The organism is Anaeroglomus insulsum (genome assembly GCF_050689095.1).
Classification (GTDB): Bacteria; Planctomycetota; Phycisphaerae; order Sedimentisphaerales; family Anaerohalosphaeraceae; genus Anaeroglomus; species Anaeroglomus insulsum.
The window spans coordinates 1-21,697 of the sequence record NZ_JBOGCL010000023.1; the positions used below are offsets into that span (position 1 = coordinate 1).

22 protein-coding genes are annotated in these 21,697 nt (G+C 53.9%); 19 read left to right on the forward strand and 3 right to left on the reverse strand.

The genetic code is table 11. The features are described from left to right. Positions 1-27 precede the first annotated feature (27 nt). The 17 genes from ACQ9LF_RS13470 (at position 28) to ACQ9LF_RS13550 (ending at position 16,543) form a co-directional block, all read left to right on the forward strand. Complete coding sequence (locus ACQ9LF_RS13470; protein WP_462489937.1) at positions 28-498, forward strand: hypothetical protein; 471 nt, start codon at positions 28-30, stop codon at positions 496-498. A 284-nt stretch (positions 499-782) separates the two neighbouring features. After that, the gene (locus tag ACQ9LF_RS13475; protein ID WP_462489938.1) at positions 783-1,223 is read left to right on the forward strand and encodes a type IV pilus modification PilV family protein; all 441 of its coding nucleotides are present in this window, start codon (positions 783-785) and stop codon (positions 1,221-1,223) included. Positions 1,224-1,348: 125 nt separating this feature from the next. After that, positions 1,349-1,852 (forward strand): prepilin-type N-terminal cleavage/methylation domain-containing protein, encoded by a 504-nt coding sequence (locus ACQ9LF_RS13480; protein ID WP_462489939.1) that lies wholly within the window; start codon positions 1,349-1,351, stop codon positions 1,850-1,852. Between the two features lie 201 nt (positions 1,853-2,053). Then, positions 2,054-2,530 (forward strand): hypothetical protein, encoded by a 477-nt coding sequence (locus ACQ9LF_RS13485; RefSeq protein ID WP_462489940.1) that lies wholly within the window; start codon positions 2,054-2,056, stop codon positions 2,528-2,530. 564 nt (positions 2,531-3,094) lie between these two features. After that, a complete protein-coding gene (locus tag ACQ9LF_RS13490; RefSeq protein WP_462489941.1) occupies positions 3,095-3,628 on the forward strand; it encodes a pilus assembly FimT family protein in 534 nt (177 codons plus the stop codon). Between the two features lie 31 nt (positions 3,629-3,659). Beyond that, positions 3,660-4,778 carry a pilus assembly protein PilM gene (gene pilM, locus ACQ9LF_RS13495; protein WP_462489942.1) on the forward strand — a complete coding sequence of 373 codons (1,119 nt, stop codon included), beginning with the start codon at positions 3,660-3,662 and terminating at the stop codon, positions 4,776-4,778. Further along, on the forward strand, positions 4,775-5,431 hold the full coding sequence (locus tag ACQ9LF_RS13500) for a hypothetical protein (RefSeq protein ID WP_462489943.1): 657 nt from the start codon (positions 4,775-4,777) through the stop codon (positions 5,429-5,431). Before pilM ends, ACQ9LF_RS13500 begins: the two co-directional genes overlap by 4 nt. Before the next feature lie 14 nt (positions 5,432-5,445). Beyond that, positions 5,446-6,006 (forward strand): type 4a pilus biogenesis protein PilO, encoded by a 561-nt coding sequence (gene pilO / locus ACQ9LF_RS13505; RefSeq protein WP_462489944.1) that lies wholly within the window; start codon positions 5,446-5,448, stop codon positions 6,004-6,006. Positions 6,007-6,017: 11 nt separating this feature from the next. Beyond that, positions 6,018-6,638, forward strand: coding sequence for a hypothetical protein (locus tag ACQ9LF_RS13510; protein ID WP_462489945.1), 621 nt, complete (start codon positions 6,018-6,020; stop codon positions 6,636-6,638). Positions 6,639-6,655: 17 nt separating this feature from the next. After that, positions 6,656-8,401, forward strand: coding sequence for a type II secretion system protein GspD (locus ACQ9LF_RS13515; RefSeq protein WP_462489946.1), 1,746 nt, complete (start codon positions 6,656-6,658; stop codon positions 8,399-8,401). A 125-nt stretch (positions 8,402-8,526) separates the two neighbouring features. Continuing rightward, positions 8,527-9,714: a tetratricopeptide repeat protein gene (locus ACQ9LF_RS13520; protein WP_462489947.1), complete on the forward strand. Its 1,188-nt coding sequence runs from the start codon at positions 8,527-8,529 to the stop codon at positions 9,712-9,714. Between the two features lie 46 nt (positions 9,715-9,760). Continuing rightward, positions 9,761-11,173 carry a sensor histidine kinase gene (locus ACQ9LF_RS13525; protein ID WP_462489948.1) on the forward strand — a complete coding sequence of 471 codons (1,413 nt, stop codon included), beginning with the start codon at positions 9,761-9,763 and terminating at the stop codon, positions 11,171-11,173. A gap of 28 nt (positions 11,174-11,201) precedes the next feature. After that, positions 11,202-11,588 carry a response regulator gene (locus ACQ9LF_RS13530; protein ID WP_462489949.1) on the forward strand — a complete coding sequence of 129 codons (387 nt, stop codon included), beginning with the start codon at positions 11,202-11,204 and terminating at the stop codon, positions 11,586-11,588. A 42-nt stretch (positions 11,589-11,630) separates the two neighbouring features. Next, entirely contained in the window at positions 11,631-13,289 is a 1,659-nt protein-coding gene (locus ACQ9LF_RS13535) for an HD-GYP domain-containing protein (RefSeq protein ID WP_462489950.1), read from the forward strand. Further along, on the forward strand, positions 13,286-13,624 hold the full coding sequence (locus ACQ9LF_RS13540; RefSeq protein WP_462489951.1) for an STAS domain-containing protein: 339 nt from the start codon (positions 13,286-13,288) through the stop codon (positions 13,622-13,624). The genes ACQ9LF_RS13535 and ACQ9LF_RS13540 overlap by 4 nt, the downstream gene beginning before the upstream one ends. A 15-nt stretch (positions 13,625-13,639) precedes the next feature. Continuing rightward, complete coding sequence (locus ACQ9LF_RS13545; RefSeq protein WP_462489952.1) at positions 13,640-15,358, forward strand: GspE/PulE family protein; 1,719 nt, start codon at positions 13,640-13,642, stop codon at positions 15,356-15,358. 12 nt (positions 15,359-15,370) lie between these two features. Beyond that, a complete protein-coding gene (locus tag ACQ9LF_RS13550; RefSeq protein WP_462489953.1) occupies positions 15,371-16,543 on the forward strand; it encodes a type II secretion system F family protein in 1,173 nt (390 codons plus the stop codon). A 129-nt stretch (positions 16,544-16,672) separates the two neighbouring features. On the opposite strand, the gene ACQ9LF_RS13555 is transcribed toward ACQ9LF_RS13550, so the two are convergent. Then, positions 16,673-19,078, reverse strand: a complete 2,406-nt coding sequence (locus ACQ9LF_RS13555) for a glycoside hydrolase family 2 TIM barrel-domain containing protein (protein WP_462489954.1) — start codon at positions 19,076-19,078, stop codon at positions 16,673-16,675. Between the two features lie 133 nt (positions 19,079-19,211). After that, complete coding sequence (locus ACQ9LF_RS13560; RefSeq protein ID WP_462489955.1) at positions 19,212-19,976, reverse strand: SDR family NAD(P)-dependent oxidoreductase; 765 nt, start codon at positions 19,974-19,976, stop codon at positions 19,212-19,214. 360 nt (positions 19,977-20,336) lie between these two features. On the opposite strand from ACQ9LF_RS13560, the gene ACQ9LF_RS13565 reads away from it, so the two are divergent. Both ACQ9LF_RS13565 and ACQ9LF_RS13570 read left to right on the forward strand, forming a co-directional pair. Then, on the forward strand, positions 20,337-21,143 hold the full coding sequence (locus ACQ9LF_RS13565; RefSeq protein WP_462489956.1) for a lipopolysaccharide kinase InaA family protein: 807 nt from the start codon (positions 20,337-20,339) through the stop codon (positions 21,141-21,143). A 44-nt stretch (positions 21,144-21,187) separates the two neighbouring features. Further along, complete coding sequence (locus ACQ9LF_RS13570; RefSeq protein ID WP_462489957.1) at positions 21,188-21,511, forward strand: cupin domain-containing protein; 324 nt, start codon at positions 21,188-21,190, stop codon at positions 21,509-21,511. A gap of 91 nt (positions 21,512-21,602) precedes the next feature. On the opposite strand, the gene ACQ9LF_RS13575 is transcribed toward ACQ9LF_RS13570, so the two are convergent. Continuing rightward, on the reverse strand, positions 21,603-21,697 hold a 95-nt coding region (locus ACQ9LF_RS13575), incomplete at its 5' end, for a LamG-like jellyroll fold domain-containing protein (RefSeq protein WP_462489958.1).

Here is a 21,697-nt window from a genome sequence, read left to right on the forward strand (position 1 = left end):
AAATGGTTATATGGGGGCACGAGGTTTATGGAATCGAATCCACCGAAAATCAATCCGAAACCAACATGGCTGGAAATAGCCGTCGGGTTTGTGGTGCTTGTGGGCATCTCGATGGTCGTGGTTCCGCAGTTTAGCCGGGCAGCCAGCGAAGGGCGACTGGCTCAATTGTCCGATACACTGTATCTGGTTCGCTGCGCGATCGATTTATACCGGGCGGATCATGAGGGGCTTCTGCCTGGCCAGGCGAAAGCGGGCCAGCCAGTTCGTCCCGATCATTTTGTCCGGGACCTGACCTCGCCGGGGCCAGCCGGGGCCAGTGCCTATCTGCGGTCGTTTCCCGGGAATCCCTTTATCAGTCAGGATGATTGTCGCAATACAATCACCTGTGTTCATGATCCGAATTTAAAGCCCAATGGCACCGAGGGCACGGCGTGGTGGTTTAATTCGGCCACCGGTGATTTTCGAGCCTGTGATAATCTGTTTCATACAGTCTATTAAAGCGATCCATCGTCAGGCGGTTCGGGGGGGCCGCCTGTTTTTATTCTCTGTTGGAGAATGGGGTTAAATTCAGTCGTTTTATATGAAAAATAAAAAGGTAAAAATCAAAATGACAATGTAAAAATTTAAAAGACATAACCAGACGTATGTACTGGCCAATCGATTCTGCAGGTTGAAGTTGTCGTATACTGTTTAGTGGGTAGAAAACACACTTTTTGCATTTTAATTTGTCATTTTGCTTTTTAATTTTTAATCTTTGAATTGATAAGCAATGAGTAAGCACTGTGAAAAAACATAAACCAGTCCGTGCGAGTAATGGATTTACTCTGATTGAAGTGATGATGGCGATGGTGATTCTTGCCGTTGCCGCGTCGGGGATTCTGGTCTCGTTTGTTGCTGCGGCATCCGTCCAGACTGAGGCCCAGCGGCGGATCATCGCCTCGCGTCTGGCGGCTGATAAAATTGAGTATCTGGCGGCGAAGGATTTTAGTGAGCTGGAAAGCAGCTATGTCGGCAAAACCCTCACAGAATCCGCGGGGACACTGACCGATAGCACCGGAAGCCTCCTGACCGGAGATGTCTATGCGGGCCTGAGCCGGACGGTGACCTGTGAGTATGCCCACATTGCCGGAGTCAAGCTCATCTGGGTTACCGTGGATGTGGATTATAAAGGTCTTTCTGCGGCTCATCTGAGTACGCTGATTGGGGATAAATACAAGCATTAAATAGGGCAAGCCTCTGGGCTTGCCGGTTTTGGGATTCGCCGATTTATTGGGATGTTTGCGGCGGGAAATTTTATCTCAAGCACGGAGGCTTGAGCTACTATGGAAGGACGATTGGGATTACCGAAATGGTGTCAAAACGAAAACAAAATCGTGGTTTTACGATAGCCGAGCTGCTGGTGGCGCTGATGGTCGCTTCGATTATTCTGGCAGCGGCGGCCACGATGGCAGGGGCCCTAAGTGCCGGCAAGACCGCCAATGACCAGGTCTCGCGCAATGGTGCCTACCTGCTCCAGCTCCAGACTCGGCTGTCGGATTTGATCATGCGGGCTAACCGGGTCGCCGGCATTGATAGCCAGGGTCTGACGCTGTGGCTGGATAAAAATAACAACGGCCTGCCCGATATCGCTTCAGAATATGTCTATATCCGGACCAGTGCTACGCGTGACTGGGTTATTATCAGCGGGACCGGGTTTCAGGAAAACTATAAACAATGCTCTAATGTCCAGTTTTATCTGGACAATGCAGACAAAGCCCTGGTCAAGCATATTACCGTGCAATTTAATATGGTGGAAAACGGCGTGACCCAGACGTATTCCATCAGCGGTACGCTGCGGGGGAAAACAAACTGATGACCAGTAAAAAGGTAAAAGGAAAAAGGCAAAAATAAGAAATCCGGCGGGGGATACAGAGTTGTTCGCATCGATGGGGGATGACAAAACAGCGGTACTGAAACCTTCCGCTTCAGTCTGAACATAGGCATTTTTGTGGCTGGTATTGGTTTCAAGATGTGGAATTAAGCATTTAGCATGTTCTACTATGGGGGTACAGTTATGGCAGTTTGGCATAGCAACCATAAACAACGTCGTGGTCGCAGGCAAAATGGTTCAGTCCTGTTGTCCACGCTGTTTATTGTGATCGCTGTCACAACCATCTCGATGGGGTATCTCTATCGTGCTGATATGACGCTGGCATCCGGATGGAATCTGGAACTGCGCAATCAGGCCGACTATCTTGCCTGGTCAGGGCTTGAGCACGCCAGGGCACTGATTCAGGGTGATCCCAATACGCCCGACCCCAATACAGTCTGGCCCATTGTCAGTGCTTGCCCCGATTTAAGCAGCAGATTCCGTTACGAATTGAATATCCAGGCACCCACTGTCACGGCAACCAAACGCACGTATCCAGTGACCTGTGAGGCGTATTATCAGGTTGGAACCGAAAAGAAAGCGAGAAGTTATCTGTCGGCCAAAGTGGTTTATCTGATTGCCGACGGCAAAACAACCTTTAATTCAATCAATCGGCAATAACGTCCGATAACGCAGTCCAAGTCATTCAGCAGCAAAGGGGGGCAGTGATGGCATTTCTGCCCAGAAAAGGGATTGATTTTGCGTCTTGTCCGGCCCGGCCGGTTCACGACACGGTCTATCCATTCCTTTGTGCGGTTTTCAGAGATTTCTGCTCGTTTTGTGCGGCTATATTGACACCATCCCTGTTTTCAGTGTTGATTGCACGGATTGAGAAGCGATTCCGGTTGTGTTGCCCGGCTGGGACAAGCCTGTCCTGGCTCTCAATCGCCTTTTATTCTGCCGGAATTGATATTATTCATATCTGCATATCACGTTATGCGCTTTTCCCGGCCGGTTTTGGACCGGCCTAAGGATTTTACCCGTCATCCAGTTTTCGTACAGACCCGGTTAAGCCGGGCAAACCAAATGTCGAAACACTCACAGGATTCGATAGACGTCAGATCGAATAGCCCCATAAAACAGGTATGTATGAGGCAGCATTGAATTTTCGCATGAACCGACGCAAGCACATTGTGTGTGCGGGATTGTCTGTTGGATCCGGAAATCAAAAACAGGTAAGACACAATGCAGTACAAAATCTTAGAACGCCATGAAATAAAGGGATTTACGTTAATCGAGCTGCTGGTGGTGGTTGTGATTCTGTCGGTGGCGGCGATGATTGTGGTTCCCACGCTGTCTTCGGCGGCCGATATGCAGGTCCGTTCCGCGGCCAATACCATCGCTGCCGACCTGGATTACGCCCGGGGGCTTGCAGTGACCCGCCAGACGAATTATTCGGTGGTGTTCAATCCTGCCGGCGAATCCTATGAAATCCGTCGGACCACCGACAATGCCGTGATTAAAAATCCTCTGAACGGGCAGAATTATGTAGTGAATTTTGATGCCAATTCGCGTCTGAGTCAGGTGGATCTTGTCTCGGCCAATTTTGATGCCGATGCGAGTAATGCTATCACGTTTGACTATCTCGGTGCTCCTTACAAGGGGATTGGCACCGCGACAAAATTGACCAGCGGGCGCATCACCCTGCAGGGCGGAGCTTTCACCCTGTATGTTGATGTTGAGCCTGTGACCGGGTATGTAATCATCAATCAGCCTTGATAAAGGTAATCAATAAACGATGTGGAATCTGATGAATTCATCCAAAATACAGCCGATTGGTCTGGATATCGGGCATAGTGCCATCAAGATGATTCAGCTTTGCCGTGATAGCCAGGCCATCCGCGTGGTTGCCGCTCAGGATGCGGTCATCGATCCGGGGCTAAGCCGCGATCCTGCTGCACGCCGGGAATTCATCGTTTCGTCCATTCGCCAGATGCTGTCCCGCGCCGACTTTTCCGGGCGCCGGGTTGTCAGTTGCCTGCCTGGAGATGTCCTCAAAATCAAAAGTCTGCGTCTGGATACGGACAATCCCGACGAAATTGAACAATTCATGCGGACAGAAGTCGCCTCCCGTTTCGGCCTCAAGCCCGATGTGGATGAATTACGCTATATGGTAGCCGGTAATGTCTTTCAGGGCGATCAGATGAAAAACGAAGTCATCTTTTTCGGCGTCGAACGCGATGCCCTGGCCGACCATCTGGCGATGCTGGAAGAAGCCCGCCTGGAGCCGGTGACGCTGGATACCGTGCCGTCTGCTCTGTTTCGCAGTTTTCAGTTGTCCCTTCGCCGGCGTGAAGACAAGGATCTGGTCAGTGTTCTGGTGGACCTCGGATGCCGTTACACGACAGTCATCATCGGCAAAGGTCATCAGATTCTGTTTATCAAGCAAATACCGATTGCCGGAGAGCACTTGACCGAGGAGGTTGCCGGTCGGCTGGGGATTCGTCTGGAAGAGGCTGCGATGCTTCGCTCCAGGCTGCGTTATCCTGAATCGACAGATATCGATCCGGAAACCACTCACGCGGTCACCGACGCGATGAATAATGCGGTTGAAACCCTGTCCCGCGAAATAGCCCTGTGTTTCAAATATTATGCTGTAACGTTCCGCGGCCAGCGGCCTGCTGAGGCGGTCTTTGCCGGCGGGGAGGCGTATGAAAGCACGCTTATGAATGCCCTGCGTCGCCATCTGGGCCTGCAGATTCGGATTGCCGAACCGCTTCGCGGATTTGACCTCAAGCAGGTCGGACTGGATCGCCGCAGCAATCCTCAGCTGTGTGAGTGGGCCGTTGCCGTGGGGTTGGCGATGCGGGGACTGAATGTTTCCGATCGCATAACCCAAGAGGAGGAGGTATTTCAGGAAACCGTATGACTGAAATCGATTTTATTCCGCAGTGGTATCGTGCAGGCCGCAAGCGCAAGCTGTGGTACCACAGACAATATCTGATCTTTAGTGCCATCGTGGTTGTGATTGCACTGGGATGTTTTGCGGCGGGGCACAGTCTGGCCACGGCGCGGGCCGAATTGACGACCATGCGGGATCATTTGTCCAGCGGGATTCAGACCATTCAGCGCTTCCGTCAGCTTCAGCTCCGCTGGGACAGCCTGAATCAAAAGGTTTTTCTGCTCAAAGGGATTACGCCGCGAACGCCTTTTGCATCGATTCTTGCCGAATTGTCAGCCTGTATCGGCCCGAATGTGGTGCTGAGCAGGCTGAGTGTCCAGACGGTTCCGATCGAGTCCAAAAATCAAAATGCTGCGGCAGCTGGCCCCATGGTGCGGCTCGGTGCGAGCGGCACGGTCAAGAGTCATTCCGCTGAGACGGTCCCCATGCAGACCGAAGTGGTCTTGCAGGGTATTGCCGCGGATGGTTCGGTCGTTGCGGGTCTGATTGCAGCGCTGGAAGAGTCGGATTATTTTCGGCAGGTGGTGCCCGGTTATTCCCGGAATGTCAAAATACGCGATTCCAGTGCCACTGAGTTTGAACTGCGCTGTGTGCTGGCCGATTATGAAATCGTCAAGTAGTGGAGTGGTTTGGGATGCCGTTATTTGAGAAAAAACAAATCTGGATTCTGGTGGTTGGCGCCCTGGTCTGTGCGGGGGTGGCGGTTTTCGGGTATATCCCGATTGCCTGGCAGAAACACGTCATTACGCAGATCCTTCAGCGTCAGGCAATGACGCTGGAACAGGTTCAGCAATGCTCTGATCAGTATGAGATTCTCCTGGAGAAAACCGCCCAGCTGGAGCCGCTGGCTAATCGATTTGACCAGTGTGTGCCTGACAATCGCCAGTTTGCCGCACTCTGGCAGCAGATTGCCGAGCTGATGAGCCGTCATAACCTGCGTGATCAGCAGGTCAAGCCCGGCGCCGAAACCCAAAACGGCATCATTCACAGTGTGGCGCTGGATATTCAGTGTAATGGTTCGCTCCAGGATATTTTCGAGTTTATCCATGCACTGGAAACCATGGACCGTCTGGTGCGGATCGAGCAGATGGATCTGGCCAATGATAAGGACTATTCGGGTCAGTTGACCATGACGGCCAAAGCGCAGGTGTTTTATCGGACGCAAAATCAGACCCCAGCCGGGTCAGTTATTTAGCATATTTTACAATGGCAATGAAATCATCCCCTAAAAAATTGAATTCAGCGGGTCTGGCCGGCTCCATGCAGACCATTGAGCCCAAGACCATCGCCGCAGTGGTGCTGGTTGTGCTGATGGCGGTTCTGTGGGGCAGGGCTCTGCTTCGCAAAGGCCCTGCTTCGGCCCAGGCAGCTTTGTCCTCGGCTGCCCAAAGCCAGGATGAAGTTGTCGCCCCAAAGCTGCAGATCCAGCCTGTCATTCTGAGCCGCATTCCCGGGCGGCACGATCGCATTGCATCGGATTACTTCAAAACCGATCGCTGGACGGCGTTTCAATGGAGGGCCTCACAAGGCGATGCCGGCACGGCCCAACCCTGTCCGCCGGAGGAGGTGCAGGCCAAACCCCGCTTATCCCAGGAAGCCGTTGCACAGGGCTTTACTCTGGAAGCCATCATCAAAAATACGCAGGCTGTTCCTGAAAAAGCCTGCATCAACGGCGTCGTGGTCTCAGAAGGCTCTCAGCTGCGTGCCCGGATTCAAAACGAAGTTGTGGTGGGTACTGTGATTGCAATTGAAGCAAACCAGGTTCGTTTAGCCTGGCAGGATTATGTCGTGGAATTAAAAATGCCCGAGGTTGAGTCGGGTCAGTAAGAAAGGAAAGGTGTCTTATGCGTCGTGAAGCAAACGACAAAACGAGAAAGCAATGGTTAACCGCGATCGGATTGATCGCACTGACACTGCTGACGGCTATGGTATTTGCCGAAGAGCAGCCGGCGGTGGTATTCGATGCCCAGCCCGTCGCTGCCGAACAGCCTGCCGCTGCCCAGCCGCCTGCTGCAGTTGAGCAGCCTGCTGCCCCCGCGCAGCCGGAGGTGATTACGCCTGCCCCCTCGGCGCAGTCCCTGCAGACGATCGCCTTTAAAAAGGATATGCCTATCACGGATGCGCTCAAAATGCTGGCTCAGATGTACCAGAAGAATATCGTTCCCTCCGCCAAAGTCAACGGCAACGTGACCGTCGGCACCCTGTATGATGTGACCTTTGAAGAAGCCCTTCAGGCCATTCTGGGCACGCATAAATACGATGTCAAGGGCAATTTCATTCGTGTTTATACGATGGAAGAATTCAAGGCCGACAAGACCCGTCTGGATCGGGATACCATTACACTGTATTATATCAATTCCGAAGAAGCCAGCAAGCTGGCCAAACCCCTGCTCAGCGAAATGGGCCAGATCGGCATCACCACCGCTGCGGCCAAGGATACCAAGGCCGGGGATGGCGGCAACAGTCTTGCTATTCGTGATATGCTGGTGGTTTCCGATTATCCTGAAAACATCAAGGCCATTCGTGAAATGATTGAAAAGGTGGACGTGGCTCCTCCTCAGATTCTGATTGAAGTGACCATCCTGGAAGCCACCCTGAATGAAACAACTCAGTTTGGTATCGACTTTGATACGCTGGGCCATCTGGTTTCCACCATTGGCGATGAAGGTGTATCGCAGCGTGGTATGGCCGGAGCGCTCGCCCCCACCTTCCAGGGAGCCCCTGCGACCAGCGGTCTGAATATCGGCATTCTCAATGACAAAGTCCGCGTGTTTATCCGTGCTCTGGAAGAAATCACCGACACCACCGTGCTGGCCAATCCCAAGATTATGGCCCTCAATAAGCAGGCCGGCAGTTTGATTATTGGTAAAGAAGACGGTTATTTAACTCTGACGAATACCAATGCCGATGGGGCCACCCAGCAGGTCGAGTTTCTGAAAAGCGGTACCATCCTGGAATTCCGTCCCTTCATCGGCAACGATGGTCTGATCCGCATGGAACTCCGTCCTGAACAGAGTACCGGCCAGGTGGTTGGCGGTCTGCCCAATAAAGCCACCACGGAAGTCAAAAGCAATGTAATGGTCCGCGACGGCAAGACGATTGTGCTGGGCGGTCTGTTCCAGGAAAAAACCAGCCGTGCCACCAGTCAGGTGCCTTTGCTGGGAGATATTCCTTTTGTTGGTGAGCTGTTCAAAAGCACGAAAGACCAGTCCGTACGCACTGAGCTGATTGTGCTGCTGACGCCTCATATTATCAATGAGCCTGAGCAGGCCGACGGTGCTACCCGGATGCAGGATGTTGAACGTCTGACTTCCCAGGCCCGTCAGAATCTCAGTTGGCTCAGCCGGGCACGACTGGATGAAATCCGGTATGCCAATGCCGTCAAGCTCTACAACGAAGGCAACAAAGAAGCTGCGCTGGCCGAGCTGGATGGCTACTGGTTCTGGGATGCCCAGCGTAATTACCTCGATGCCACCCGCCTCAGAGAACGGATTATCCGGGAAACACAGCCTGATCAGGTCAATCAGATTGAACGCATTATGCTGGGCAATCTGGAAAAGGAAGAATCTGGCAAGTGGCAGCGTCGCTAAGAGGTCCGTTGCAGCAGATCAAGTCAAATAGCCCTTTGGGTCAAGCATTATTCAGGGCGCTGCGGCAGTGACACTGCCGCGGCGTCCTGATTATCCGTCACGATGACGGATCAGGAGATGGAACTATGACAGCGATACCAAGAACCATTTACGGATATATTGGATTATGCCTGCTGGTGATGCTGGCGGGATGTGAAACCCAGCAGCAAAGCACTCGTGCAATCAAGGATCAATACGATCAGACTGCCGGCCCGGTCAAGCTGTCGGCTGCACAGGTGCAATTTGAGCAGGGGCTGTATTCTGAAGCACGCCAGAGCGTCACCGAGGTGCTCGATGCCGATTCCGCCCATGCTCCGGCCTATTGCCTGCTGGGCAAAATCGAGCTGGCTGAAGGCAAATTGATTCCTGCTCGTGATGCCTTCGGCAAGGCCCTGGCCTGCGATCCCAATCTGGCAGAAGCCTGGTTTGGTTCAGGCGTGGTTGCGCAATCCGGGGATAATCACACCCTGGCCCTTGACTGTTATCAGAAAGCCCTGACCTGCGATGCGGGCAATGTGGAGTATGCCCTGGCTGTGGCTGCCACAATGAATGTGCTGGGACGCAGCGAGGAAGCGGCTCGCTGCCTTGACAGTCAGCTTGCTTCCAACAGTAAAAATGTGCCGTTGCTCAGCGCCGCGGCCGCGACTGCCAATCGCCTGGGCGATCGTGACAAGGCGATTCAGCTCTATCGTCGGGCAATTCTGGTGGAGCCTCAAAATCAGGGTGTTCTGAGTGCCATGGCAATGATCTATGTTGCCGCCGGCCAGTGGCAGGAGGCAGCCGATATCTATGACAAGCTGGTCGCGATGGCCGATGAATCGCAGAAAGAAAACTACCTGCGGCTGCTGGCATCCTGTTCTCTGAGTGCCGGCCAGTATCGAGATGCGCTGAATGCATTTGATAAACTCAGCGTGATGCGACGCAGCGACCCCGATGTCTGGCTGGGAATGGCCCAGGCGGCGCTGGGGATGTCGGACCTGAAGCGGGCACGCTATTCGGCCCAGAAAGCCCTGTCCTACAAGCACCAATGTCCCCAGGCAGATGCCATCCTGGGTAGTGCCGACTACCTCGACAAAAAATACCTGTCGGCGCTGGAGCGGTTTACCCGCTTGTCGGGTGATCCTCAGGTCGGGGGATTTGCCTGCTTTATGGCCGGCCGCTGCTATCTGAAGATGGGCCGGATGGAACAGGCTCAGGCGGCTTTCGATAAGGCGATTCAGATTTATCCCGAAAGCCCGCTGGCGGCGTTGTTGATGAATCAGAATACCAACTGATGAATCACGCAGGACACGCGAATTGCCAAAACAGGAATCCATGTCTATGAAAGGGATCTTGGCATTTTGTCTGCTGGGGGTGGTGCTGGCCTCTGGCGGAAGTATTGCTGCTGCGACCGTCACACTGCCCGGGCCCATTCTGCTGGCCTGCGGTATTGTCGGTCTGATTGCCGCTGCAGGTCTGGCCTACTGCCTGATTCATATTACCGTCGATGTGCAGGCCATGACGCAGGCTCTGGGCAGTGATCGTCCGATTGTGGATTCGGTTTCTTCCTCGACCCTGAAGCCTCTGGCTGCGGCATTGCGGGACTGTCTCGATAAAACACTACAGCCGCTGCAGCAGGCCCGCCGCGAAGTGCAGGAACTCAGTCTTCAGCTTCAGCTGCTTCGCCGCCGCAAGTCCGGTGTCGAGGCGATCCTCAACAGTATTCATGATGCCGTCCTGGTCTGCGATGACCAGGATCGTCTGATTCTGGCCAATCCTGCCGCCGAAACACTGCTCGGCTTTGAATCCGAAAAAGCAGCCCTCAAACCGCTCAAAGACAATCTGCCCGACAATCCACTGGCGGACCTGATTATCCGGGCCCGCTCCAGCAAAGTTCGCCACGTTCGCCATGAATTGTCACTGAACCGCAGCGGTGCGAAGGCCTGGTTTGACTGCCTGCTGTCCTCGGTTCTTGATGACAGCGGTCAGGTTGTATCCGTGGTGGCGATCCTGCATGATATAACCCGCGAAAAAGAAATCTCTCAGGCCAAAAACGATTTCGTCAGCCATGTCTCCCATGAGCTGAAAACCCCGCTGGCCTCCATCAACGCCTATGCCGAGATGCTGGTGGACGGCGAAGCCCAGGATGAAGCGGCCATCCGTCAGTTCTGTGAAATCATTCAGGGGCAGGCCCAGCGGCTTAATCGCCTGATTGAGGATATTCTCAATATTTCCCGCATTGAATCCGGTCTTATGAAAGTCAATCGCCAGAATCTGAGCCTGGCTCTGATTATCCGTGATGCGGTCGAGATGATGCACAGCTATGCGCAGGAAAAAAATATTACCCTGACTGCACCGGCCCCGATCCTGTGCGATCAGGTCTATGCCGACCGGGATATGATGATGCAGGTGGTCGTTAATCTGCTCAGCAATGCCGTCAAGTACACCCCTGCCGGCGGCCAAGTCTCGGTCCAGCTTGATATGAACGATGTGGACGGCACCATTACCGTGTCGGTAACCGATACCGGTATCGGCATCCCCGAGCAGGACATCGATAAATTATTCGGGAAATTTTTCCGGGTGGAGGCGAATAAAAATTTCGCCAAGGGCACTGGTTTGGGGCTTAATTTGGTTCGTCAAATTGTCGAAACAGTGCATAACGGCAGAGTCTTTGTGCGCAGCAAGCAGGGGCAGGGCAGCACCTTCGGGTTTGTATTACCGCTGGCGTCTCCCCACACGGCCCCTGTTGTCTGACCTCAACCATTTTTATCGGAGATAAACCATGGCGGATCGAAAAGCACTTGTTGTGGATGATGAGTTTCATATTGTGCAGGTGGTTGCCATCAAGCTCAAAAACAACGGGTTTGAGGTTCTGACTGCAGATAATGGTGCCGCGGCCTATACCCTTGCCGTCCAGCACAAACCCGATATTATCGTGACCGATTATCAAATGCCCGGCCTGACGGGTCTGGAATTGATCGAAAAACTGCGGGCTGACGAGCAGACTTCTGCCATTCCTGTGATTATGCTGACCGCACGCGGGTTTGCCATTGAGGACCAGCAAAAGCAGGCACTCCAGATTGCGGCCTGCCTGAGCAAGCCGTTCAGTCCCCGGGAAGTGCTTCAGACGGTGGAAGAGGTGCTTAAACAGACGGTTCATGTGTCATGAAAACAACGATGCTCAGACGAGAACCCCAAGGATAAATGACGGATGAACAGCATGGTTCAACAAACGATTTCTTCCTGGCAGCTTGCTTTGCTCAACCGCCTGGCGCATAGTATAAACCGGCAGGGAATGAACCTGACGGTATTTGATACTCGTCCTGCCTGTATTTTCCAGGCTGATGCCGGGCAGGGGCAGACGTCGCCTGAAACCCTCATGCCGCTGGTCAGCGAGGCTCTGGCCTGTCCCTTTCAGGGGACTCGTCTGTTTGACAGCCCGTCACGTCTGTGGATGCGGATCCTGTATCGGGCCGGCCGGCCGGATGCGGTTGTTGTTCTCGATGCCGGTACGACTGGTCAGGTCGTGCTCAAGCCGGGCCTTCAGGATTTTTGCCGTCGTCATGCACTGGACGAAAAGGAATTGATTGATTTAATTGTGGCCGATACGCTTCAGGACCGGCTTGCGGCCCAGCTGGATGAATTTGGGGCCGAATATGAAGCTGCCGATCTCCAGTCCGGCCGGATCGAAAAACTCTCCATCGAACTGTCGCAGACCTATGAACAGATTGTTCTGCTCTATAACCTCAGTACTCACATGAAGGTGACCCAGAGCAATGCCGAGTTCCTGCAGTATGCCTGCGATCAGCTGACCGGTCTGGTCAGTGTTGAAGGTCTGGCGATCTATCTTGATAAAAAAATCGACGGTCAGAAACGTCTGGTTCTGACTGCCGGCTGCGGCTATGTGACGATTGATTCGAACATGGCGGATATTCTGCAGGTCCATCTGGCCTCCGAGCTGGCCGACGGCAAAGAAGCCCTCTTGGACAGCAATGTCTATGGACCGTTCAAATACACCTGGCCGGCCAATGTCAAAACGATTATTGCCGTTCCGCTGATCGGCGGCGACCGAATCATCGGCCTGATGGTTGCCACCAATGTTCTGAATAAACCTGACTTTGACAGCACCGATATCAAGCTGTTCAACTCGGTTGCCAATGAATGTGCCGTTTTCATTGAAAACGGCCGTCTGTTTGGCGACCTCAAGGACCTGTTTGTGGGTTCGCTCAAAGCCCTGACCAATTCGATTGATGCCAAGGATCAGTACACCCGGGGGCATTCTGAGCGTGTGGCCTTTATTTCCCGCTGGATTGCTGAACATCTGGGCCATGTGCAGGAGATTCCCAAAGATACCATCCATTATGTCTATCTGGCCGGCCTGCTGCATGACATCGGCAAAATCGGTGTTGCCGAAAATGTCCTGCGCAAGCGCGGCAAGCTGACCGACGAGGAACGGGCCGTCATTATGGCTCACCCGCGCATCGGTGCTGCGATTCTCTCAGAGATTTCCCAGATGAAATCCATTGTCGCCGGCGTCCTCCATCACCATGAACGCTTTGACGGCAAAGGCTATCCCCAGGGGCTGGCAGGGCATGAGATTCCACTGGTCGGGCGGATTATTGCTCTGGCGGACTCTTTTGATGCCATGACCTCCAAACGGATCTATCGTGACGCGATGAGCCTCAAGCGGGCCCTGGCCGAGATTCAAAAAGCCTCCGGCACCCAGTTTGATCCCGATATCGCCAGGGTTTTTCTCGACAGCGATATCGATAAGCTCTGGCATATTATTCAGGATGGCTTTATCGAAACCTGGGACTACAGCAATTTCTCGGAATACGGCACCATGGCCGTAGGAGTACTGCTGCGATGAAAATTGACGTCCAGACTCATAACGCCGTAGCCATTCTCAGTCTTCAGGGTGAGTTTACCCAGGAGACCCTCAAGCCGTTTGAGGATGTTGTCAATACGCTTCTGGCAGATAAGAATAATGAAGGGATTGTGCTGGATATGAGCAAGGTGGTTCTGCTCGACAGCCAGACGATCGAAGCCCTGCTGGATGTCAACGACCAGTGTCATGACCGTCTGCGTCAATTCAAACTGGCCGGCCTCGATGAGACCTGCCGTAAGATTCTGGAAATCACCCGGCTGCTGGGTCAATTTGACAGTTATCCGGACCTGGCCGAAGCCGTGAAAAGTTTTGCCTGAGGATCATTGCCACGAATGTCTGACGTCGCTTCCATCAAAAAACTGCAATTGGGACAAGTCCTGCTGGGCCGGCAGATTGTGACTGCCGAGCAGATCGAAGAAGCTCTGTCCCAGCAGCGCGACTCCGGACACAAAAAACTGCTTGGTGAGCTGCTCGTCGAAATGGGCTTCTGCACCGAAAACCAGATTGCCTCTGCACTGGCCGAAGCCTACAGTGTTCCGTATGCCCCGGTCAGTCCCAAACTCTGTGATCCCGGCGTTGTTGAACTGCTCCCGCGGGACTTCCTGGAAGAACATGCCGTGCTGCCGCTGTTCAAAGTCCGTGGTGTGCTGACGGTTGCTCTCAGTGAGCCGTCCAATGTGTTTTTGATTGATGAAATCGAACGTCTGGCCGGCTGTCGCGTTCAGGTGGTATGTGCCACCGCCCATGACATCCGGGCTACGCTGCAAACCTATATGCCGGCGGCGAATGTGTTTGTCATCGATGATATCATCGATGATTCGGCCCTCGAAGACTTCACCATGATCGAAAATCTTCCCGAGGATATTTCCGACCTTGAGGAAGTCGCTGGGCAGTCACCGGTTGTCAAGCTGGTCAATTATCTGATTTATAATGCCGTTCACGAAAACGCCAGTGATATCCATATCGAGCCGGATGAAAAGAAGCTGCGGGTTCGGTATCGCGTGGATGGCCGGCTGTATGAAAAAATTCGTCCGCCGTACCAGATGCATGCGGCAATTGTATCACGCATCAAAATCATGGCTGAGCTGGACATTGCCCAGCGGCGGCTTCCCCAGGACGGCAGCATTCACGTTCTGATGCAGTCCCGGCCCATCGACCTTCGCGTCTCGGTCATGCCCGGCATCTTCGGTGAAAAGGTCGTCATCCGTGTGATTGATGCCCGCCGGATTCTGACCAATCTTGAATCGCTTGGATTTTCGTATGAAAACCTCCAGCGTTTCCGCAAAATCATTAATGCTCCCAACGGCATTGTACTGGTGACCGGCCCGACCGGCTCCGGCAAAAATACCACGCTCTATGCGGCTCTGGCCGAGCTGAATAACGAGCAGGTCAACATCTGCACCGTCGAAGATCCGGTGGAATGTCATATTACCGCCATCAACCAGTTCGAAGTCCACGATGCCGCGGGATTTACCTTTGCCAATGCGTTGCGAAGTCTTCTGCGACAGGACCCGGATATCGTCATGGTCGGCGAAATTCGCGACCAGGAAACCGCCTCGATTGCGGTGCAGGCGGCACTGACAGGCCACCTGGTGCTGTCTACCCTGCACACCAACGATGCCCCCGGCGCCATCACCCGTTTGGTGGATCTTGGAGTCGCTCCCTATCTGGTCAGTGCTTCGCTCATCGGGGTCCTGGCTCAGCGTCTGGTGCGCAAGATTTGCCCCAACTGCAAGGAAGAATACGAACCGGCCCCGACGATTCGGCGCATGGTCGAGAAGTGGTCCGGCTCTGTTCCGAAATTTTATCGCGGCATTGGCTGCAAAAAATGCCGTAACACCGGGTATGTCGGACGCATTGCCATTCACGAACTGTTTATCCCTGACGACCGAATCCAGGATATGATCGTGCAGAAAGCCACACTCAAAGCCTTGCGCAACGCGGCGATTGACAGCGGCATGCGACCGCTGCATATGGATGGGGTGGATAAAATTGCCGCCGGCATCACCACCATTGATGAAATTCTCCGCGTGGCCAATGTCAATGAATAACCGAGGATTGCGATGACGCCGTATTCCGCCAATACACTTGATAGAGCGACTCGCAAAGCAGGCGATGCCGCCGCGACAGGTCTGGTGCGTGAAGCGGCCCAGACCTCCAAAAAGTCGATGTATTCCCATGTCCGTGTCGGTTCACAGGAACGGATTATGTTTACGACCCAGCTTTCGGTCATGCTTGACAGCGGGGTCGTTCTCAGCGATGCCATCGCGGCCATTTCCGAACAAATGAAACCCGGGGCATTCCGACTGGTGGTCGAAGAGATTGCCGAACGTCTCAAAAACGGCGACAGTTTTTCGGCAGCGTTGTCCAACTATCCCCGGATATTCGACACCATGTTCATTAGCATGGTCAAGGCTTCCGAAGCCTCCGGGCGGATGTCTCACATGCTGGATGTGCTGGCGGGCTATCTCAATGCCGACGCCGATACTCGTAAGCAGGTCAAAAGCGCCATGATTTATCCCATCATCATGCTGTTAATGGCTGTCGCTGCGACCGGCTCCCTGATGTTCTTCGTGCTGCCGCGGTTTACCCGTATTTATGAATCCCGCGGCGCAGCGCTGCCCATGCTAACCCAGGCCCTGGTCAAATGCAGCAGCCTGTTGGCCGACCCGATGTTTCTGGCAAGTTTTGTAACCTTGGGCTGTCTGTTCTTTGTGGGGTTTTCTGCCTGGAAGAAAACCCCCTCAGGTCAGAAAATTATCGACTGGATGATGATTCATACGCCTATTTTAGGGACGATGTACGTCGATAGTGTCCTGACTCGCAGTATGCGTATCCTGGCCACGATGGTTAACACCGGTGTAACCCTGCTGGAGTCTATCGATGTGATGCGGACGTCCTGTGATAATTGTTATTTTCGCGGGATGTGGGACAGTGTGGATGCCCGCATTCGTGATGGCTATCAGCTTTCCGATGCCATTATCATCGCCCCCAATAGCCATCTGATCGCCCCGGGCATCATTCAGATGCTGCGAGCCGGCGAAAAGTCCGGCCAGATCGGGCGTGTGTGTGATAAAGTCTCGTTATTTCTGGAAAAGAAACTCCAGAATTCCATCCGCGCCGCCACTACCGTTATCGAACCCCTGATGATAACCATCATGGGGTTTGTCATCGGCACCATTGCCATCGCCTTACTGCTGCCGGTTTTCCGCATTTCCAGCGTCATGGCCAAATAGAAAACCCTGCGCCAACCGATTGGCCACGGCCTATCCTATCGAGCGGGTAACACCATTGGACCGGGGCCAACGGAGAGGTCTTTATCCATTTTGCGGATCGGTTTATTAAGCCGTAATCCTTCGCGGCGTTTATCTGATTTTGATAGTTATCGTACGGGGGGCAAGGCCTTCGGCTTCGGCGCGGAGAGTTGCGGTGCCTTTTTGGCGCAGAGACTGGATGACGGCAAGGCCGCGGCCATTAAATGCTTTTCGCTTGTTGCCCTGATGCGGTTCATGGCTGACGGGGTTGGCATTGTCCAGACCGATGATGGCGGCTGGGCCGGACAGGGTGAAAGTTACCAGGTGTTCGTCGTCGGGGATGCGGATGCCGGCGGCGTCCACGATGCGGAATTCAACATGGCAGATGTCTTTGCCGTCGGCGGCGAGGGTGTCGGCATCACAGACCAGCTCCACCGCGGCGGGCTTGCCGGGAGTCTGAAGATAATATTCGCTGACGGGGGAGCCGTTCCTGCGTCCTACGGCCTTGAGGGTGCCGGGCTGGAAGGGGACTTGCCAGCTTAAGGCACGCTGGCGGGCTTCAGAATAGGGCTTGGTGCCGAGGGAGACATCGTTGAGGAACAATTCGACTTCGTCGCAGTTGGTGTAGCAGGTGACGCGGACGGTTTTGCCGGGCCAGTTCCAGTGCGGCTGCAGGGGACGGCCAAAGCGGGGCTGGCCGGGTTCGGGCATTTCCTGACAGGCGATATAGACCATCGGTTCGGCGGCCCAGAGACTCTGGCGGAACCAGCCCTGCGGTTTTTTGAATCCGCACAGATCATAGAGGCTGCGGTCCCAGTGCTTGACGGGCCAGCCGGAGGCTTCGCCGAGATAATCAATCCCGGTCCAGAGGAACTGACCGCTGATGTACTCATTATAGACGACGGCTTCCCAGGCATTCAGCGAGAGGCTGTTTTCACTGCCGATCAGACAGCGTTTGCGATACGTGGCGTGGTCTTCGGGGTAGCGCTGTTCCTGATAATTGTAGCCGACCACGTCGAGGATATCACCAAAACCGACGGCGTTGGACATCGCAGCGTTGGCCAGGGCGGCGGTGACGGGGCGGGTGGTATCGAGGGCTTTGACGGCTTCGACTAAGCGGGTACCGTAGCGGGTCAGGTCTGAGGCAGGGGGATTACCCGGGCGGTAGTCATTGCCCAGCACCGGGTGCGAAAAGGGGTCATTGGCATAGTCGATTTCGTTGCCGATGCTCCAGAGGATGATGCTGGGGTGGTTACGGTCACGGCGGACCATATCCTGGATATCACGGACGGCCCATTCTTCAAAAACCTCATTGTATCCGGCGCGACTGGGGGTACCTTTGTTCCAGCCGGCAACCCATTTATTTTTACCTGGGGTGAATTCGTCGAAGGCCTCGTCCATCACCAGAAAGCCCATCCGGTCGCATAAATCGAGAAACTCAGGGGCGGGCGGATTGTGACTGCAGCGAATCGCGTTGGCGCCGATTTCCTTCATGGCGGCCAGACGGCGGACCCACATCTTTTCAGGCACGGCAGCGCCGACGCAGCCGGCGTCATGGTGCAGGCAGACGCCTTTGATTTTCATATTGACACCGTTGAGGAAAAAGCCTTTGTCCGGGTCAAAGCTAAAGGTGCGGATCCCAAAGGGAGTGGTCGTGTTGTCGATCATCCGTCCATTGACGCTGACAGTGCTGTGCAGGGTGTACATGGCGGGATTGTCGGGGGACCAGAGGACGGGGTTTTTAACCGCCAGTTCTTGGCTGACAGTCTGGCTCTGGCCGGCAGCAAGGGATTGCTTGGCCTGGGCTATGGCAACGGTGCGGCGGTCCGGGTCTTCAACAGTCAACGTCAGGGTCAGGGTCTGGTCGGTGGTGGAGAAGTTGGTCAGTGCGGTTTGGACTTGAACTGCGGCAAGCTGTTCGTTGACGGTGGGGGTGGTGACAAACGTCCCGCAATAATCGATTCGGATCGGGTTGGTGATGCACAGGCGAACGTGACGATAGATGCCCGAGCCGGTGTACCAGCGGGAGTCGGCAAATTTCGAATGATCCACGCGGACGGCCAGAACGTTATCGCTGCTGCCGAAGCGCAGGTGCGGCGTCAGGTCGTACTGGAAGCTGATGTAGCCGAAAGGACGCTTGCCGAGGAATTGCCCATTGAGCCAGACTTCGGAGTTGTTATAGATGCCGTCAAACTCGATGGCAATGCGTTTGGATTGCAGGGCACGGTCCAGCCGAAAGGTCTTGCGGTACCAGCCGATGCCGCCGGGCAGATAGCCCGTGCCGCTGGCCCACTGGTCGCTGTAGGGGCCTTCGATGCTCCAGTCGTGGGGGATATTGACGTCGCGCCAGGTGCTGTCGTCGAACTCAATGGCCTGGGCTCCGGCTGGGTCGGCTTTGATGAATTTCCAGTCAAAGTCGAAGTCGCGGTAAATGCGGGCGGTTTTGGGGGCACAGCCGCACAGTGTCACTGCCAACAGGCCCAGCGATACGGTCAGGATTTTCGGCATACGGAACATGGTTTCGATCCTTTGGCATAAAGTATGGTTTTCAAATCGTACTTTAATTTTTCCTATTCGCTGCGGCTCAGCTGAGCCGCGTTAACCACAGCCTTCTTCGGCTGGCGGATGATGCATCGCTTTGAGTATATATTTACGGCCGCATGAGAATGCCGCCGTTGACGGCGATGTATTCGCCGGTAATAAAGGCGGCGGCGTCATTGCTGGCCAGAAACAGGATCGCTTTGGCCACATCCTCAGCAGTGCCGTTGCGTCCGAGGGGCGTTTCGGCGGCCATCTTCTTTTTGCGTTCGGGCGTGGAAAACTGCTCGTGGAAGCGGGTTTCGATCAGGCCTGGCATGACGCTGTTGACGCGAATGCCGAAGGGGGCAAATTCTTTGGCCATCGCCAGGGTCAGGGTTGCTACTGCGGCCTTGGCGGCTGCGTAGATGCCGGAACCGCCGCCTCCGCCAGTGTGCCCGGCGATGGAGCCAATATTGACGATATTGCCGCGTGATTGTTTCAAAAAGGGTAATGCGGCCTGAGTGACGAGGAAGACACTTTTGGTATTGGTGTCAAAGACGTTGTCGAAAAATTCCACGGACGAATCGGCGATACTGACCCGCTGAAGCATGGTGCCTGCGTTGTTGACCAGAATGTCAATGCTGCCGGCCTGTTCGGCAAAGCGGTTGACCATCTCCGCGGCCTGTTGGGGATTACGCAGGTCTGCTTTGAGGAGCCAGCCATCGGATACGGACTTGACCTTAGCCAGAGTCTGGCGGGCGCCGTCTTCGGTCTGATGATAGTGTACGCCAACCAGAGCACCCTGCTGGGCGAATAGTGCTGCGGTGGCCGCTCCGATGCCGCTGCTGGAGCCGGTGACCAGTACTTTTTTACCTTGTAAGTCCTGATAGAGCATACCATGATCCTTAACTAAAGTGGTACCATAACCTTACAAGGCCAAGGGGCAAGTGTCAATCGAAAGTTTCGCCGGGGACTGAGATGTCGAAGAAATCGCAAAAAAACGTTTCTTTTTGTATCAGATAAACGTATAGTGATATCTTGTTTATACCCGACGGGACGGATGATTCCGCGACGGCCTTGGGCCGCTTTTATACCGCGTGTATTCACGGGGTCACGTTACCCTACGCGGCCGCGGTGATAAAGATAGTGCTGGAAGCTGGCGGCTGATAGCTGTTTAGCCGTGATAAACCGGGACATTTTAAGCCGTCAGTATAAGTAGAATTAAACAGATTGTTTTGGAGATAAAAAACCGTCTATGGAACGGATTCACTACGCCAACGCATGGCAGCCTTTCTTTGAGGAGGCAGGGTTGCGGAGTTTTGATGATTTTTTTCTGCGATTTGAAGGGACTCAGATCAACAAAAATACCAAACGCAGTGTGGTCATGCGGACCTTTGAACAGGCTGACGGGACTAAAACTCTGTTTATGAAGCGGTTTTTTTCTCCCCATTTTAAGGATATGTTGTTTGCAGTGCGAAACTGGAACGGGCTGTGCAGCCAGGGGCAGCTTGAATGGAACAGTGCTAATTACCTGCTGGAACACGGGATTGCGACCTATCAGCCAGTCTGTTTTGGCCACAGAACGCTGGCAGGCATCGAGCGGCAGTCCTTTTTTATCACCGAACAGCTTGCCGGACAGTGTCTGATGGATGTGATACGCCAGTCATGGCGAACCCTTGGTGTCGAGGAACAAAACCGGTTGCTGGATGAACTGGCGATATGGATTCAGGGGATTCATCGGCTGGGGATTAGTTTGCCGGATTTGTATGTATATCATCTGTTTGTTGATAAGGGGGCAGACGGGCGGTTTCATTTTGCTGTCATAGATTTGCATCGAATGAGTGTCAGAGTGCCTCCGCGGCGGATGGTTGCCTGCCGTGTGGAAAATCTGGCCCGGCTGATTTTCAGTATGCGCCAGGACTATTTCACTGCGGCACACAAACAGATGCTGCTGCGAACCAGTTTGAGTGATTTGCCCGATGGGCAGGCGGCCAGCTTGATAGACGCAATCTTCCGCCGAAGTGAACAGATAGGCAAACGGCGACGACCCCCGGTCTATTAATGGGCTTTATGGAGTCATATCAATCAGAATGAAGGAATTTACTCATGGAAGCCAGAAAACCGTTTTATGTCGATTTGAATGATAGTCAGGAATATCAGCGGCTCATGCAGGCTCCGCAGACGCTTGGGATGAAGGCAGGACGTGTTTTTCTGGGTCCTGGCGATGAATGCGGCAGCCACAGCACAGAGGCTCGCGAGGAACTGCTGGTTTTCCTCAATGGCCGGGGACAGGCGGTTTTTGGAGGCAAAGACCGGCTTCTGGTCGGCAAGGGGAAAGTGTTATATATCCCGCCGCATACACAACATAATATTGTCAATACCGGCTCAGACCCGCTGGTGTACGTCTATTGCGTCGCACCGGTCAAATAGCAGTACCTGTGCTTTTTTAATGCGTCATAATAAAACAGCAGCAACATCGGATTTGAAAACGGTTTTGCTGCTGTTGGGTTTCATTTGTTGTTTATTTTGCCAAATCTTTGATTTCCTCAGCGGTCAAAGCCCGGTTGTAGATCTGGACATTTTCGATCAGCCCGTTAAAGAAGCTCTGGAACGTGC